Source organism: Pantoea deleyi (assembly GCF_022647325.1).
GTDB classification, from domain to species: domain Bacteria; phylum Pseudomonadota; class Gammaproteobacteria; order Enterobacterales; family Enterobacteriaceae; genus Pantoea; species Pantoea deleyi.
This window is the reverse complement of the sequence record NZ_CP071405.1, coordinates 3,597,200-3,612,320: the sequence shown is the minus strand read 5'-3', so window position 1 is coordinate 3,612,320 and position 15,121 is coordinate 3,597,200. Positions and strand designations below refer to the sequence as shown.

Annotated in this window: 14 protein-coding genes and 1 pseudogene; 7 read left to right on the top strand and 8 right to left on the bottom strand. The window is 51.5% G+C overall.

Annotated features, from left to right (window positions below; translation table 11 throughout):
• Positions 1–225 precede the first annotated feature (225 nt).
• From J1C59_RS16965 to J1C59_RS16940, 6 genes and pseudogenes are all read left to right on the top strand, one after another.
• Positions 226–2,645 (top strand): annotated as a pseudogene (locus J1C59_RS16965) (ATP-binding protein).
• A 262-nt stretch (positions 2,646–2,907) separates the two neighbouring features.
• A complete protein-coding gene (locus J1C59_RS16960) occupies positions 2,908–3,315 on the top strand; it encodes a TIGR03757 family integrating conjugative element protein (protein WP_140916786.1) in 408 nt (135 codons plus the stop codon).
• Positions 3,316–3,317: 2 nt separating this feature from the next.
• Entirely contained in the window at positions 3,318–4,283 is a 966-nt protein-coding gene (locus J1C59_RS16955; protein ID WP_422615488.1) for a TIGR03756 family integrating conjugative element protein, read from the top strand.
• A gap of 11 nt (positions 4,284–4,294) precedes the next feature.
• Positions 4,295–5,710 carry an integrating conjugative element protein gene (locus tag J1C59_RS16950; protein ID WP_128084783.1) on the top strand — a complete coding sequence of 472 codons (1,416 nt, stop codon included), beginning with the start codon at positions 4,295–4,297 and terminating at the stop codon, positions 5,708–5,710.
• Position 5,711: 1 nt separating this feature from the next.
• On the top strand, positions 5,712–6,059 hold the full coding sequence (locus J1C59_RS16945) for a hypothetical protein (RefSeq protein WP_128084784.1): 348 nt from the start codon (positions 5,712–5,714) through the stop codon (positions 6,057–6,059).
• Between the two features lies 1 nt (position 6,060).
• Positions 6,061–7,587, top strand: a complete 1,527-nt coding sequence (locus J1C59_RS16940) for a conjugal transfer protein TraG N-terminal domain-containing protein (RefSeq protein WP_128084785.1) — start codon at positions 6,061–6,063, stop codon at positions 7,585–7,587.
• A gap of 43 nt (positions 7,588–7,630) precedes the next feature.
• Here the strand turns inward: J1C59_RS16940 and J1C59_RS16935 are convergent, their stop codons facing one another.
• Complete coding sequence (locus J1C59_RS16935) at positions 7,631–7,873, bottom strand: hypothetical protein (protein ID WP_128084786.1); 243 nt, start codon at positions 7,871–7,873, stop codon at positions 7,631–7,633.
• Between the two features lie 234 nt (positions 7,874–8,107).
• Between J1C59_RS16935 and J1C59_RS16930 the strand changes: the two genes are divergently transcribed.
• Positions 8,108–8,965: a hypothetical protein gene (locus tag J1C59_RS16930; RefSeq protein WP_128084787.1), complete on the top strand. Its 858-nt coding sequence runs from the start codon at positions 8,108–8,110 to the stop codon at positions 8,963–8,965.
• 532 nt (positions 8,966–9,497) lie between these two features.
• Here the strand turns inward: J1C59_RS16930 and J1C59_RS16925 are convergent.
• From J1C59_RS16925 to J1C59_RS16895, 7 genes are read right to left on the bottom strand one after another with little or no spacing between them, the layout of a single operon-like run.
• Entirely contained in the window at positions 9,498–10,013 is a 516-nt protein-coding gene (locus J1C59_RS16925; RefSeq protein WP_128084789.1) for a DUF6622 family protein, read from the bottom strand.
• 1 nt (position 10,014) lies between these two features.
• On the bottom strand, positions 10,015–10,614 hold the full coding sequence (locus J1C59_RS16920; RefSeq protein WP_128084790.1) for a hypothetical protein: 600 nt from the start codon (positions 10,612–10,614) through the stop codon (positions 10,015–10,017).
• A 12-nt stretch (positions 10,615–10,626) separates the two neighbouring features.
• Positions 10,627–11,349 carry an ApeI family dehydratase gene (locus J1C59_RS16915; RefSeq protein WP_128084791.1) on the bottom strand — a complete coding sequence of 241 codons (723 nt, stop codon included), beginning with the start codon at positions 11,347–11,349 and terminating at the stop codon, positions 10,627–10,629.
• Positions 11,350–11,357: 8 nt separating this feature from the next.
• A complete protein-coding gene (locus J1C59_RS16910; protein ID WP_158086865.1) occupies positions 11,358–12,419 on the bottom strand; it encodes a citrate/2-methylcitrate synthase in 1,062 nt (353 codons plus the stop codon).
• Entirely contained in the window at positions 12,409–13,227 is an 819-nt protein-coding gene (locus J1C59_RS16905) for an NAD(P)/FAD-dependent oxidoreductase (protein ID WP_158086866.1), read from the bottom strand. Before J1C59_RS16905 ends, J1C59_RS16910 begins: the two co-directional genes overlap by 11 nt.
• 4 nt (positions 13,228–13,231) lie before the next feature.
• Positions 13,232–14,428 (bottom strand): AMP-binding protein, encoded by a 1,197-nt coding sequence (locus tag J1C59_RS16900; RefSeq protein WP_158086867.1) that lies wholly within the window; start codon positions 14,426–14,428, stop codon positions 13,232–13,234.
• Positions 14,428–15,093 carry a class I SAM-dependent methyltransferase gene (locus J1C59_RS16895; protein ID WP_128084794.1) on the bottom strand — a complete coding sequence of 222 codons (666 nt, stop codon included), beginning with the start codon at positions 15,091–15,093 and terminating at the stop codon, positions 14,428–14,430. The genes J1C59_RS16900 and J1C59_RS16895 overlap by 1 nt, the downstream gene beginning before the upstream one ends.
• Positions 15,094–15,121 lie beyond the last annotated feature (28 nt).

The following is a 15,121-nucleotide window of genomic DNA, read 5'->3' as shown; positions in this document are numbered from 1 at the left end:
TCAGTGTCATCATTTTCAGTCTGCCAGCGGCGTGCGGTTTGGTCCCAAAGGTCTCTTTTTTCCAGTGATCCTGCAGTGCTGTTATCCAATTTTATTATTCTTATCAGCATTTTATTTTCGAATTGCTCATAATGGATATTCTTTCAGTTGTGCATTAAGACTTCCTTATTTAACCCATAACCCGCATCCGGAAAATGGTCCTGAACCCCTTGCAGGAGCATCCTGATGCGACATCCCTTTGAGCTAGACCCCGAAATCATTCACCACATCATCTACAGCCAGGCCGGCTCTGTGGCCAAAGCCCTCATTGAACTCATCATGAACAGCGTCGATGCCGGCGCGGGGGCCATTACGCTGAACATTACCCCGGGGGGCTTTAGCTGCTGTGACGACGGCCGGGGTTTTACGTCGTATGATGATGTGAAACGTTATTTTGGCCGCTTCGGCACGCCACACCGTGAGGGGGATGCCACCTATGGTCGCTTTCGCCTGGGCCGTGGCCAGATTATGGCGCATGCCCGGACGGTCTGGCGCTCGCAGCGCTGGCAGATGGAGGTTGACACCAGGGTAATGGGATATGAGTATGAGCTGACAGAGCCAGAGGCGCTTCAGGCAGGGTGCACCATCAGCGGTGATTGGTATAGCCGCTTTCCAGTCAGGAGCGGATGTCCTGTATTCAGGAAATACGTGACCAGGTCCGTTACACGTCAGTCCCGGTAACTCTGGACGGCAATGTTATAACGCGTAAACCGGCGCTGGAAAAGTGGGATGCTGAGGATGATATGGCCTGGTATCGCCTGCGGGAGGATGGTGCGCTGTCAGTTTACAATCAGGGTGTGCTTGTGCGTCACGATCCGGGGCATATCTGGGGCACCGGTGGTCTCATTGTCAGTAAAAAGCCTCTCGCACTGAACGTTTCGCGTACCGAAATCCTGCGCAAGACCTGCCCGGTCTGGAAAGCCGTTGCCGCACGGTTTGGTCAGCTCGCCGCCGATTTTTCTGACAATCAGGGGCATCACCGTAAAACAGAAGCACGACGGGAGAATACGGCCCGCGCATTGCTCTCCGGAGAAGGGGATCTGCAGAAACTGATGAACGGTGAAGAGGTCATCACGCTCCTGCCCGGTAAACGTCACGTCACGCTTGAGCACTTCATCCGCAAGTGCCGCTACTATCCGGCGGCGACAGATAAAAACTGCTTCACCCTCGCGCGGTATGCACGCGATGTTCCTCGCGGGGAAATCATCGCCCGTGCCGGTATTGCCCCTGTGGTGCACCCCGTCACGCTTTCCCGCTTCGGCTGTTACGAGCCGGATGAGTTCATGGAGTGTCTGAGCCGCGTGCGCGTAAACCTTCAGGCGTACCGGGAGCATTTACCCCGGCAGCAGCGCTGGGGCGCTGGCTGGCGAGACGACCTGGCGCTGATCGACTTTGAGACCCTCAGCGAAAACTTTCTCGACCGCACGCAGATGATCAGTGAGAAACAGCTCGATAAGGAAACGCGACGTGCATGGACAGCACTGCGCTGGTGCCTTGCTCAATATGCTGCCATCTGTTCGGGGGGGGAAGCAGGCTATCAGTCACGCAGTTATGGCGGTATCCGCTTCCAGATCCTGCTGGGTGAGTCCACGTCTGCCGATGCCTGGACGGACGGAGAGACCTATATTGCTTATAACATCGATATCGTGCGCAGGCTGAAGTCTGACGCGCTGCAGACTGCCAGCCTGCTGTTCAGCCTGACGGAGCATGAGGCTGCGCATGAGGGTGACAGTATGGATTGCGGGCATGACGAGGCCTTTTACCAGCGATTTCATGACATCAGTATGTCATGCGCTCCTGACAGGCAGCGTTACATGCACGTCTGGCTGATGAAGTACACAACGAGCCTGGAGGCAGAGGGTAAACGCGCTAACGGGACGGTCTGGCGGGAACGTTACCTGGCCGATCGTGCCAGTACCGGGCGGGAGAAAAAAGGACTGCCGGGCGTTATCAGCGAGGCGGGAATGACAGAAGCCGTCAGCGCTCAACCCGAACCGGAGGATACATCCTGGCTGAACTTCCTCAATCAGCAGCTGAACGGCGCGGGTATGGCAGCGCCTGCAGAAACTGACTGGAACAGCGTGGTGGCTGCGGGTATTGAGCAGACGCGTGAAAATCATGCTGCACGCCTCCTGGAGCAGCAGTCAATGGAAGAATGGTACGCAACTGACGAAGGCACGACCAGCCACCCTGAGGATGAGCAGCCGGAGTCCGATGCTCAGCTCTGGCTGAACGCCTGCAGAACGCATTACTTATCGCTTTTACCTGGGGCAACAGAAGATAATCTGAATGACTGGGCTGTTGAGTTCCTTGCCAGTGTGACTGATTCTGATGAGGAAGCGCTGCTCGCATGGGGCATGCAGGCATGGGAAAACACTGACCTGTGGTTTGCCAGGCATGTCCCCTTGCACGCTGATGCTGAAGACCGGCACAGGCAGGACTTTGACGGGCCACCGGAGAACCCTGTTCCGGATGAATGGCTTCCTCTCATGCGGGAAGGCGAGACGCAATGGAGCATTAGGCGCAATGCCGCTGCTGCCGGATTTGTCCGTGAGCTGGAATATCTTAAATGGCGGCAGGCTGATGAAGGCGACGGGCGGGATTAAGAGATAAAAACATGGGCCCCGGGGGCCCGGACGCAACTGATAATGCTGCGTCCGGATGCGCTCCACACTGCAGAGTGTTAGCTGTTTTTTTACCGGCTCAGATTCTTTTTCCTGTGTAACCAGATTCCGCAATTCTATTAACACCGTCACCACACTGACTCATGACGTGCAGAATTATCATTTCTTAATTAAGAGTTAACGGCTGACCCTTCCACGCGAAAAACGCACCCTGACGGCATTATCCACTCAGGGAGTGTTACCCATGAAAATCCCCCTCAGCAGCCTTATCGTCCTGTTCCTCACGGCCGGTGCCCATGCCGGCACCGTGATTTACACCGACCATGCGTACCCCGTTACGGGCGAGCTCAGCCCTGACGTCACCGTCACCGAACTGGATGCACCCGACCGCGTTCAGTCTGAACTTTTCGGGCCGCTTTCCATGAATCCGGCTCAGGCTGAGCAGCAGGCCCGGGCGGTCATTGCCTCACCGGCGTTCCGTCAGCGTCAGCAGGCGCTGGCGGGCAGCTATGCCGGCGTTGCGCACGCCTGGTCACTGGGGCTGGAAAAGTATCCCGCCGTGGTGTTTGACGATAAATGGGTGGTTTACGGTACCACCGACGTCGCCGCGGCCCGGGCAAAACTCGATGCCTGGCGGGAGAAACAGCCGTGAACATGCGCCTTTCCCGCCCCCGCCGCCTGATGCTGGCCACGCTGTTTACCTGCAGTGGCACCCTCGCCAGCGTGAACACGGCGAGCCTGGTCTCCGGCGCCATGAGTCCGGACTGTATCAGTTGGCGTATCAGCGGCATCTGCTACTGGCTGCTCTGTACGCCCTTTGGCTGCTCGGTTAAAACCTCGGTCAAGGTCACTCACTATATTCCTGAAGCGGTCGTGTCCGCCTACCTCAGTCCGGGCGACAATCCCTGGACCGAAATGTCAGCCGTGAGTGCCACGGCCGGCGGCGCTGAAAGCCTGGTGTCCGGCGGTCTCGCCGGCGTGCCTGCAGGCGGCGGCCGTCAGGAGATGAAGGCCCCGGGCATGCGCAAGCAGAACCTGCACTTCTATTACGGCGATGCGTATGGCCACCCGGCGACGTCGCTCATCGGCGGCATGGTGCCGGGCTACTCATGCCGCTCCGCAGCCACGCCGTTCGTGCCGTATTTCGTCAGCGCCCTGGATGCGCTGGCATGGCGGACGGGCGTGCCGGAGTCGTTCTATCCGGAAGCGCTGATACCCGGGAAACGCGAAATCGGCAGCACGCCCGGTGGTGAGATGTGGGGCAACGTTTATCCCCGCAGCGGCTTCGTGACGGAGACCGACAGCTACAAATCGGCGGCCGTGGTGGTTCAGCGCGTGGCCGACATCATCACCCGCGAGGGACAGCTGCACGTCTATAACCCGCTCAGGGGTCAGCGGTCGCCGGGTTACTGGCCACCGGGCCCCGCTACCGAAAATACCGGCACACAAAATCATAAGTGGCAGCGGCTTTCCCCGCAGCTGTCCCGGAGCTGCGCGGTGTTTCCGGATACGGGTGGCCAGACGGCGGAAAGCGGCGATTACGCCTGGGCGCTCTGGCAGCCTTACAGCTGCTGCAGGCGACGTGGCCAGACCTTCCTTTACAGCACCGACTTTTCATAAGGACACACAGCATGATGACCTTAATTAAGCAGAACCTGCGCGTGGCCTCGGGCGCGTTACTCCTTTCCCTGGCGATGCCGTCACTTGCCCTCGATACCACGCTTTCCTCACAGGGCGCCGGCGTCAGCGGTGCCATCAACGACGGGCTGTTCTATTCCATCGGCGGCGGCTCGGTCATTTCGCCGCCGTCGACCCGCAGCAACATGTCGCGGCTCGGACTGGACGGCGGCTGGAGCAGCGATTTGATGTGCGGAAACTTTGACCTGAAAACCACGGTCGGTAATCAGCTTAACGGCATCACCAGCGGATATAAGGACCTGATGGGCAACGTCATTCAGGGGGCGACCGGCGCGGTGATGAGCATGCCGGCAATGGCCATTCAGCGAGCGAATCCGGGGTTGTATGAAATGCTCACCAACGGCGTGCTGCAGGCGGGCCTGAATTTCGATAAGGCGCAGATGAACTGCCAGAACATGTCGAAGAAGCTGGCCGACTACACCATGGGCAGTAAGTGGCAGCAGGCTGCGGTGTCTGAAGAGTATAAAGACATCGTCTCATCAAGCGGCGGCGATGCGGTTTCGAGCGATCAGAAGCTGCAGAAGGCCACCGGGGAAGAAGGTGTCACCTGGGTCGGTGGCCAGAAGCGCGGCGGCAAGGGACAGCAGGCGATTCAGCCTACCCGCGACCTGGCAAAAGCCGGCTACAACATGATGAACAGCCTGCCGGTGACCAGCAACGGCAGCGTGGGGTCGTCCGGCTGTAACGGGACGGTCTGCCAGCGCTACAAGTCCTCTGATGAAGCGGCTGCGGCGGTTGTGAAAGTACTCGGCGACCGCTCTATCCGGACCTGCCGTGAAACCAGCGAATGTGCCAGCGGCGGTGCCGACAACCAGCCGGGCAGCACCGTTGCCGGCACCGGCTTCTCACCAGTGCTGGAAGACGCCACCAGAGCCAACCTTGAGCAGCTCAGCAAACTGGTTAACGGTCAGCTGCAGCCAACGACCGATAATCTGGCCGCACTCAAAACCGGCAGTCTGGTTGTCACGCGCGGGGTGATTCAGGCGCTGCGTGATGATCCGGACAGGGCCGCACTGGTGCAGAGACTGGCGGGTGAACTGGCCATGTCTGACACCGTTGAGGCGGCACTTACCATGCGCCGCATGCTGATGACCGGTGAGTCTGAGCCAAACGCGGCCGAACAGCCTGAGGCCATCGCCGAAGGTGACCGCCGTGTTGATGCCCTCGACCGCGAACTCAACGCGCTGCGCAATGAGATGGAGCTGCGCAGGTCCATCAGCAGCAACAGCCTGCTCACCACACTTGACCGTCAGGGCGAACGCAACCAGAACAATCAGCTGCAGCAGAAAGCCGGCAACCAGGACCAGGGTTTCAGCCAGATGAGCCAGCCTCAGCCGGGAGGCAACTGACATGAAACGCAGATTCCTGAGCGGCCTGCCCGCCCGTATTTTGCTGATATTCTTCAGCACCGTCGTGGCCATGCTCGCGATTTTTGGCCTGGCCTCGGTGTTCATGGCGTACGATCCGGACGGGCACCTGACCCGTCAGTGGCTGTATGACAGCCGGTGGGCCATGTTTGCCTGGCGACTGAGCATGTACGTGCTCACCGGCTGCCTGTGGATTATGAACCTGCGGCCGCGCCTGCTGAAGCGCTGGCCGGAGGTCTCAGCACGCCTGCCGCGCACCGAGCTGCTGGCGGTGCTTTTCATTCTGGCCACGGAGTACGTGGCCTGGTCTGACGCGGTTCAGGGAGGCTGAAATGACGGCGAACAGTTACCTGGAATACTTCCTCATCCTGTTTGGCTGGGTTCTCAATAATTCGATGTGGAGCATCCTCAGCAGCACGGGTTTGTTTGCGCTGCCGCTGGTTTTTAAGGTACTCGGGGTTTGGCTGAAGGTGCGCGAGGAAGGTGCCGATGAGGGAAACAAAGGTATGCTTGCGCTGCCGCGCATCGAGCACGCCATCTATGTCTCCTTTCTGGTGATGCTGTTCTGCTGCATTCCGCTGCTGCCGGTGGACATCAACACCATCAAGTTTGACGACACGCGGGCGAAACAGTGCGGCTTCAGCGTGCCCTCGCCGCAGAACTCCGGCTATAAGGGGCTTGTGAACGACTTTGACGGTCGCACGGCCGAGGTGCCAATCTGGTGGTATCTGCTCCATGCGATGTCAAAAGGCACCACGCAGGCGATGATAGCGTCAATTCCCTGCGGTACGCAGTTGCGTCAGCTGCGCTTTGACGTGCAGAACACCAAACTGCGCGACCCGGTAGTGCTGCAGGAGGTCCAGGACTTCGCAAACCAGTGCTACTCCCGGGCCTACTTTAAGTTGAAAAACAGTAATAGTCAGCTGAGCGACGCCACCATCAACTCGGTCGGCTGGATTGGCAGCGACTATTTTCTTAATACATCAGGCTATTACGACTATTACACGGCCATGACGCCACGCAGCCAGTGGCCTTATAACAGCAGCCGGGATAGCGGCTATCCGGATACGGGCCAGGGTGGTTATCCGTCGTGCAAAACCTGGTGGTCAGATGGCAGCAGCGGACTGCGCAAACGCGTGCTGGCCAGCATCAGCGACGGCACGCGCATTGAGTTGCAGCGTCAGTTCCCGGGCAGTCAGTGGGAAGAGCCTGCGCTGCGCTGGCTGGTCAGCCCCAGCAACGCAGAAATATCAGGCGGCGGCGTCACCTACATGTCCGGCAGTGCGGACACAACAAGCGGTATCGGAGGCAGCATGTCGCGGTTTGCCTCCACGGTGGGGCTGGGAATGAAACAGGCCGAAGCTCTGCCGGGCTTTGATGCGCTCAAGCAGGCGCTGCCGATGATACAGGCGCTGCTGCAGATGATGATCATCATCGTTATCCCCGTGCTGATGATGTTCAGTGCTTACGAACCGAAAACGGTAGTAACGATTTCGTTTGCGCTGTTTGCACTGCATTTCATCACGTTCTGGTGGGCACTGGCGGGCTGGCTGGATGACAGACTGATCACCATCCTCTACTCAAACCTGGCTGCAGGGGGGCTGGCTTCGGGGCAGCCTATTGCAGACTTCCTCAGTTCACCGCGTGACGGCTGGATCATGAATCTCGTACTGGGAATGATGTATGTAGTATTTCCGGCGTTCTGGGTAGGCATGCTTGGGTGGATTGGCGTTAATCTTGGAAGCACTATAGGTTCTTTGATAGAAAAAAGCGCCTTACCAACTCAAGCTGCTGGTGAACAGGGAGGTGGATTAGTTAAGAAAGCAGCTATGGATGTGGTGACAAAAGGAAAAGGATGAGGATTTCTCAATAATGATGCGTTATGAGGAGGGTGACGCATCATTAATTGTTAGAATTATCAAACGGATCGATGTAATTATTTCTTTGCCAAACCCTGTCTTCTCTATCTTTTTGCTCTTTCCTAAGAGCATTGATACTGTCACATACATCCGAGGTATTTTTTGGGAGAAATGAGATAATTTTTGATGCAACTGAGCCAGCAGTCATCAATGAATCTCTCAAATCCTCACCAAAGCTCCGACTATTCTCGTACTTATCAAGCTCTTCATTCCAGTCACTGGCCATATGGTTTGCCTCCGATAGTATGATAAATACCCAATCTCAAGATTACTTGAAAGACAGCTGAGTTGGCAAGCTATTGTATAACTATCGTCGCTTAGGTTTTCAATGCTAAGCTGGCGAAACTCATCCTTTTTGATCTAAACAGTTATCAATTAATTACAAAATTTATCTCACTCAGAATAAGCTGGATAAGTTATATAAAAGCTTATTCGCCATATGAACTGGACTGGAATGGAAATGGAATCATTTAAAACCTTTGAGCTGGATAGAAGCCTGGTTAATCCAAAGATTCGCATAGGAAATGAAATCCTTGCTGCTTGCATTGGTTATGGAAGCAAAACAGATCAATATAAATTTATCACTGGCTTTTGCTGTAAAAAAGGAAACGGGTATGCAATATTATTGAAGTTCATTTCAGCATTATTTTACGGCCTTAAATTACCTATTGAAAATGACAGGATCTATTCCCGCTTTAGGAATGATGGCAATGTTGAAGAGTTATTAGCATCTCTAAGCCAGTTACAACAAAAAGAAATCATTGATGAGCTATGTGAAATCTACGAAAATAAACAAAAGCTTTTAAATTCCGCAGGAGTTACTCATGTTAACTTAAGGCGCGACATTCGTTGCACAGCAAGACCACATCATTTAAGTAAAGGAATCAGAGTATCTAAATTCGGTATTAATGGAATGAACTATAGTAGCTTGCTGATGTTTTATAAAGCATCAGCAAATATCCTTGGTTACGAAAAAATACCTCTACAGATGGATGTGGCAAATTCTTTCACCGACGCTAATGATAAAGGCGGCTACGGCTCCATATCTCTGAACTTCAATATCCCAATAGAAGATATATTGTATTCTTACCTCACCCTCCCAAGCGATCAGATGGAAGGCGAGGAATGGATTGCAATTAACCGTTCGTCTACTGGCATTATTCAATTCCCTGTTTCAAATATTACCATTAATGACAAAGGAGTCGAATTATTGTATGAAGAAGCCTATAGTTATTTAAGCTCTGATTCTGCAAAGTACTTATTCGATTTAGAGCATTCAAAAACATGGGGATACTTGCCTCATTACCGCGGCTTCTAACTATCTTAAAAAAATTATAACGGGAAGTTAGTAGCTAGCGTGTTAAGTTCTGTGTTTGTTACTGAAATTATTGATGAACACCCTTACGCGTGAGTAGCAAGCTGCTGCCGCTATGGCTCCGGAAATCACGCCCCTTGCGTCGCAAGCGCCGTAAAACCCGCTCACCGGGGTTAAAAGGGGGTGTCGTGAGCTGTTATCATTGCTGTGACCACGCTGGCTGTTCAGGTAAAGGTATGATATAGAGCAATTTATATGTCTGTAACCGGCTACGCCGGGCATAAGGCGCTGTTTCGCGTCTGCGCCAGCTAAAGGGATTGATTGAATGCGTAACCGTGTATGTTGTTTTCCTTTTTGGAACTTAATTGAGCCGCTCATATTAGCCAAATAATACGGGAGTTTATATTTTAAGAAAATATAAACTCCGCAACATACTTTAGGCGCATATGTACTCAATTAGCCCGTAGCAAATGGCTTATGCGCCTTTTTCGGTTGGATCAAGACCGAACCTAAATGGCATCCTATCATGTGGAATTCAGTACGCCACTTTCTTTTTGGCGCGATACCATGAGATATACAAATTCAACGTACCTCCCCAGAATATACCATCCAACAACCCGCTTAACAGACCGAAAAGTAAATTGTAATGTAACGAATTAAAGAGCACTGGCCATATGGCCAGAGAGGCCGTAAGAGCAAATTTTACAATAAATAGCAGTACAATAAAAATTAACGTTAGTGGTGTACCTGCCCGTATTATCGTGTTTTCCTCTGCCCCATTTCGCAGTCTGGGCTGCGAATTCCACAGAAGCCATCCTATGCCAATGCCTACAATCAGCCCGACCAGCATAAACACTAGGGATGCATCTGATGCCGCCGTTTCATGGATCACGCTATAGATGCCCCAGACAAGAAATACTAGTGGCAATATAAATAGCCGTTCTATGCGCATTTCGCGATCGGAGAGCGCGGTTATTCCACGTTTAATCAGAAAAATAAGTAAGATCCAGACCCAGACGGGCGTATCTTTAATAATCTGAGCAACAGTCATATTATTTTCCTCGGTTATCTTGGTATGGAAAAGAGGTGGCGGAAGATTGAAAACGTTTTCTGTAGTGATCACGCATTATCTTTGGGAAATAATGTGAAGCCAGAAGTGCCAGTATAACTAGAGATAAAGATACAAGCCTAAGATTTAGTGACCAGCTATAGTGAAAATTCAGCGCGCAGTTGATAATGAAAACTCCCAGCCAGACCATCGTGATATTTCGATTAATTAGGTAAAATATTATATGGCGCTTCTTGTCTTCCGGCAAAGAATCCCCTGCAAACTTTATAGTAAAAGGTTTTTTTAGAATTAGACTACCCCCAGCAACTAGCGCCAGCAATAGATAACATAGGCTGGCCGGATAGCGCAGTAGCAGCGGTATCAGATTAAACTGATAGTTCACGAAAATAAAAACAAAGCTGAATAGGTTCGCGAGTGTAATTGCCTCTCCTTGCAGCAATAGATGGCGGTTAATTGTGACAATAAAGATAAATAGCAAGCACCACAGTGTAAACTTATCGCGAAAGGATAATGATGTATTCATCACCCATGAGTAAACGCTCCACGGAACAAAAGACAGGACGACTTTAAACAGACGATTCATAACGCCACCTTTTTATAACAAATAACTGCCACTGACATGACGTTCACCTTTTTCAGCGGTAATGATAAAGGTGTTCGTCTGAGAGCCCTCAGCCGAGCCGAGCGTCAGGCGATATATTGTTTCAGGAAGAACTGCTCTGAGGAATTTTACCTTTTTCAGTTTTAAGGTCTGTCGCTTAGTAGGGTGTAGCAGTGTTGAGAGCAGTAAGTCTATCAGAAGTGAGCCTGGGCACACCGGGTTGCCTGTGAAGTGCTCGCTAAATAAAGGGTTGCTACCATTGAGTCGGAATTCGCAATACTTCGTATTTTGACTAAGGATCTCCCATAACGGAATCGCCGAATCTTCTGCAGCAGGCGAGGTGAACTTTATTGGCAGTGATACAGGATGAACAATCATTGCAGCCTCAGCCACCAGCCGATCGCGGCTGTTATCCGACCAGGCACGGCAAATAACACGCACGCTAACGTGCTGAATCTCAATATCGCCTTCCAGCACTAATTGCTCTTCAGTCAATTCCGTTTCACTCTCAAAATATTCTATCATTGCTGGCAAATATCGCTGCGCAGGCGTGCATGGGAATTGTGAGGTTGCGTAACGTACAGCGAACTGATGTATTGCTTCCAGCAATAGGCTAACGCTCTGATGGTTTTTATAGCCTTTCCAGTGCGTTAGCTTTGCGCTCGCGGTAGCTGCTGAATCAAGCGGTGAACATATTGTTAGGAACTTGTTTTCCATATCGTCCCTTATAGCCAGTGTTTTGGCAGCGCTTTGTACTTGTCGCGTAATTCACTGGAACTCATACCAAACGAGTGCGTGTGATAACGCAAACGGTAGTGCCCCAGCAATATCGGTACTCGACAAACGAAGAAGACCAGCACTGCAACCTCAGGAGCTACGTGCCACCGACTGCAGGCACTACCTATCAGGTAATCTACATTTGGGTTAACGCCGCTCTGTGCACTGATATGCTCTGACAAAGCCTGATACTTGCCAAATCCATGCGTGTAGTGTTCGAAGAACGCATCGACGCGAGTATCGCGCGGCATCACCGGATGCCCAAATCCCGGCCAAGGACGGTTGGCACAGTAAACCTCAGCGGCTGCACTCACACTTTGCTCCAGTGTATCGCCTAGAGAGCTTAGCAACGTCGTGACACGCTGGCAGGCGCCCAGATGAGCAGGACCAGCGGCGCAAAGTGCGCCAATCAACGCATAATTCAGGCTATTTTTTGTGCTTGCAATAAATCGTACCGTTGCTGTTGTTGGTGCAACGATGCCAAACCCCCCCAGCAGCAGTGACATCATATAGCTGATATCGTTCTCCTGTGGCTGGTATTCGCTGAGTGTGCTGCTGAACCAGCGACTGTAAGCCTGACAGCTACTAAGCGTGGGCAGCAAACATATTTTCTGCGGGTTGCGGGCCAGTTCTATAAGCCAGGGAAGCAAAAGTACGGTGGTCAATTCATGCTGCAGCCTATCCGCTTCACAGCTATATGATGTGTCGGCAACATGTGGCTCGCTTTGCATTATTAGCAGCATAAAGCGCTGAATGACGTCCAGCTGGATCACGTTCTGAAGTGACTTCCACGTTGACGCAATTCGCGCCACACGCTCCTGTTGGCGCAGCGCTTCGCTGGCGATCGCAACGCGTCTGTCCATCTCTGTCAGAGATAGCACCTCGCCGCTAAGTGTAAACCATACATTTTGCAAATAGTGAAGGCTGTGCGCCAACTGCAAAATGTTTTCCTCGCGAATGAACAGTGTATTATTGTCAAGGTCGTAGCGGTCAAGCACATCATTTTCCATGGGTAACTCCCGAAAGTGGTGTGAATTGATAGGATTGAAGATTAACGTTATCGCGCGCCTCCCCTCCGAGACGAAATGCTTCGAACCCTGCAGGTGTTGTGAAAGCCTGGTTATAAAGGAAATTAGGGGTGCGTTCAATGACCGTAACCTCGCGGTTAGCAGTGGCCAGAATCGCGGCATAAACGTTTTCCTTATTAAGGATGGAAGCAGAAATCACAATCACATCCATATTACGGTAGTCCACCTCTTCCCCAGGCAGGGTAAGAAAATTCGCACGATCAGCCGGAATATTTTTGGTATGACGCCACTGTTCAAATACTACCTTTGCGCAGGCAATTGCTTGCCCGTCAAAATCTATCGCCGTTATATTAGCCGCGGTGTATTTCATCCACATCAGGATAGACGCTGGCATTGGCCCACAGCCAACATGGCAAAGGTGCTGCGGATCTTTCGTCAGCAGCCTGCGTTCAGCAAAATAGAGCGAGCGATAAAGCTCAATAAAGGTTTCTTTACTCTGCAGTGCTTCCTCTAAAGCCTCATCGCTCAACTGGGACTGACCGCTCATCAGTTGGGATATAGTGGTTTCATGCTGCTTTTCATAAGTAATGATCTTTTCATCTAACTGGCGAAAAGCTTCCTCGTTCTGACGTAAGAAATCCTGGCATTCGGTGACATTAGTTTTATACATTACCAAAAGGTCTTGGCGGATCGCTTTCACTCGGTAGTAGAAATCCGTGGACAATCCATCACTGTCGCTCATCGACCAGTGAATAGCTTCATAAATGCGGGACAAAATTGTATCGAACATTGGTTTATTCTCTCTCATCAACAACAAACTGAAGCTTTCCTCTGGCTGACAGAACGAACGCATTTTCAGCAACCGAATGCACTTCCAGCCTGCCTCGCTGCTTTTGATAGACCTCGGCCAGTTCCGGACGAGCGCGAAGCTTCTGCGCTATAAGCTCTAATTGCTGCGTTTGAAGATTCTTCCCGGCTACATTAACCAGCAGTAATTCCTGCTGCCCCTTTTCCGAACGAATAACGAGTTGGATGAAGCTCTCAGGTATACTTTCCGCCACAGTTGCGGCAATACTCTCAACGCTTATCAGATTGCCGACAAAATTGAACAACAGGTCTTTGCGAGCCATGATTCGCATTTTCAGTTGTTTGTTATGGAATGTCAGTTCAACACCATCACCGGTTGGATAGCGTATAAGTCGGTTTTTTGCAGAGGGATCTAAGGAGGTCACCAGAAGCCCGTGTACAGGGTCCTGCTCAAAAAAGAAGTCATCATTGAATAGTGTATACTCATCGCAGTCTTGCGCATCCGTCAGGCCAAGAAATCCGCACTCGGATAAGCCATACAGACCCACAATCGATAATGTTCTCCCAAGTCTGCTGCGCAGCCACTCAGCCTGGCTTGGCCGCAAAGTTTCTCCGGTAAACACTATTTTCTTAATACCAATCGGCACCTTATTGCTGAGCATAGCTTCGACAAACTGGATGATGGTAGCGGGAACACCGAACAGCACGCTGAGCTCCACTTCCTGCAGGAACAGAAAATGATCTCGGGTCAGCATCGCAATATCGCCCACCGGCACGATGCTGCCTTGGCAGTATTTGACGATATCACAGGCTGACTGGTGCAGAGTGGAGAATAAATTAATGGTAAACAAGTTACCTACCACGTCTTGCGGGAAGAACACCCGACGTTCGCGCAAATGATAAATAAAGTTGCGCTCGCTTGCAGAAACCGAGCAACCGCCATTTTTTAACTGGATGCGTACAGGCTTCATTTTTCCGCTGGTGCCACTGGTGGCACCAATAAGCGAGGGCAGGTTTGCGCTACTGTCGTCACCCTGTTTTCCTTCTACTTCATGCATTCTCACTAGCTTGCTAATGGGCACTGAACGGGCAAAATGTTCATAGTCACGGAATGTACTACCGCTGATGATGGAAATTCTATTGTGTTGTTCGACGAATGTCGGCTGATGGTCGTAACTTCTCATCAGTTTCTCCTGCGTATCAGAATTTCGCATCCAAGAGCTGCTATCCCGCTGCCCGGCAGAACAAGATAATCGATCTCTTCCGACTCACAAGCCTTCATCAGTTGATTAATCTGCGACAAGGTATATTTTTCATCCGTGGTCATTTCACCTATACCATATTTGAGGCGCGCACTATTAAATGTCTGCAGTGCAGCTTTCTCTGCATCGGCCAATGGTTCATGGATAATAACGATACCGCCTTTGTCTAATACCCGGCATAATTCCTGTAATCCTTTTTCCGGCTCAGCCCAGTGATGAATAACTGAACGAGCATAAATAAGCGAAAAGCTACGGTTCCCATAAGGCAGAGCGCTGACATTCCCTTCCAGTACAGTAATTTTGGTATCATTCTTCCAGGCAGATATTTTTTTCTGACAAAATTCAACCATGCGCGGGTCCACGTCGACACCGTGAAAATGGAATTTTCTAAGCTCTTCGTTGTTAAGAAGATCAAAAAGCATATGGCCAGTTCCCATGCCCACATCCAACAATGTTTTTTTATCTGATGTAATGCCAGGAATTTCCTCAAGAATTCTTTGTTTAAGATAGATGTTCCACGGTGATGTCGCTTCTACTGCAAATGTTTCATAACGTTCGGGTTCAATATCAACGAGTAAGTCTTTCATTTTTTTTCCTTAACAAAGTGAGAAAAAT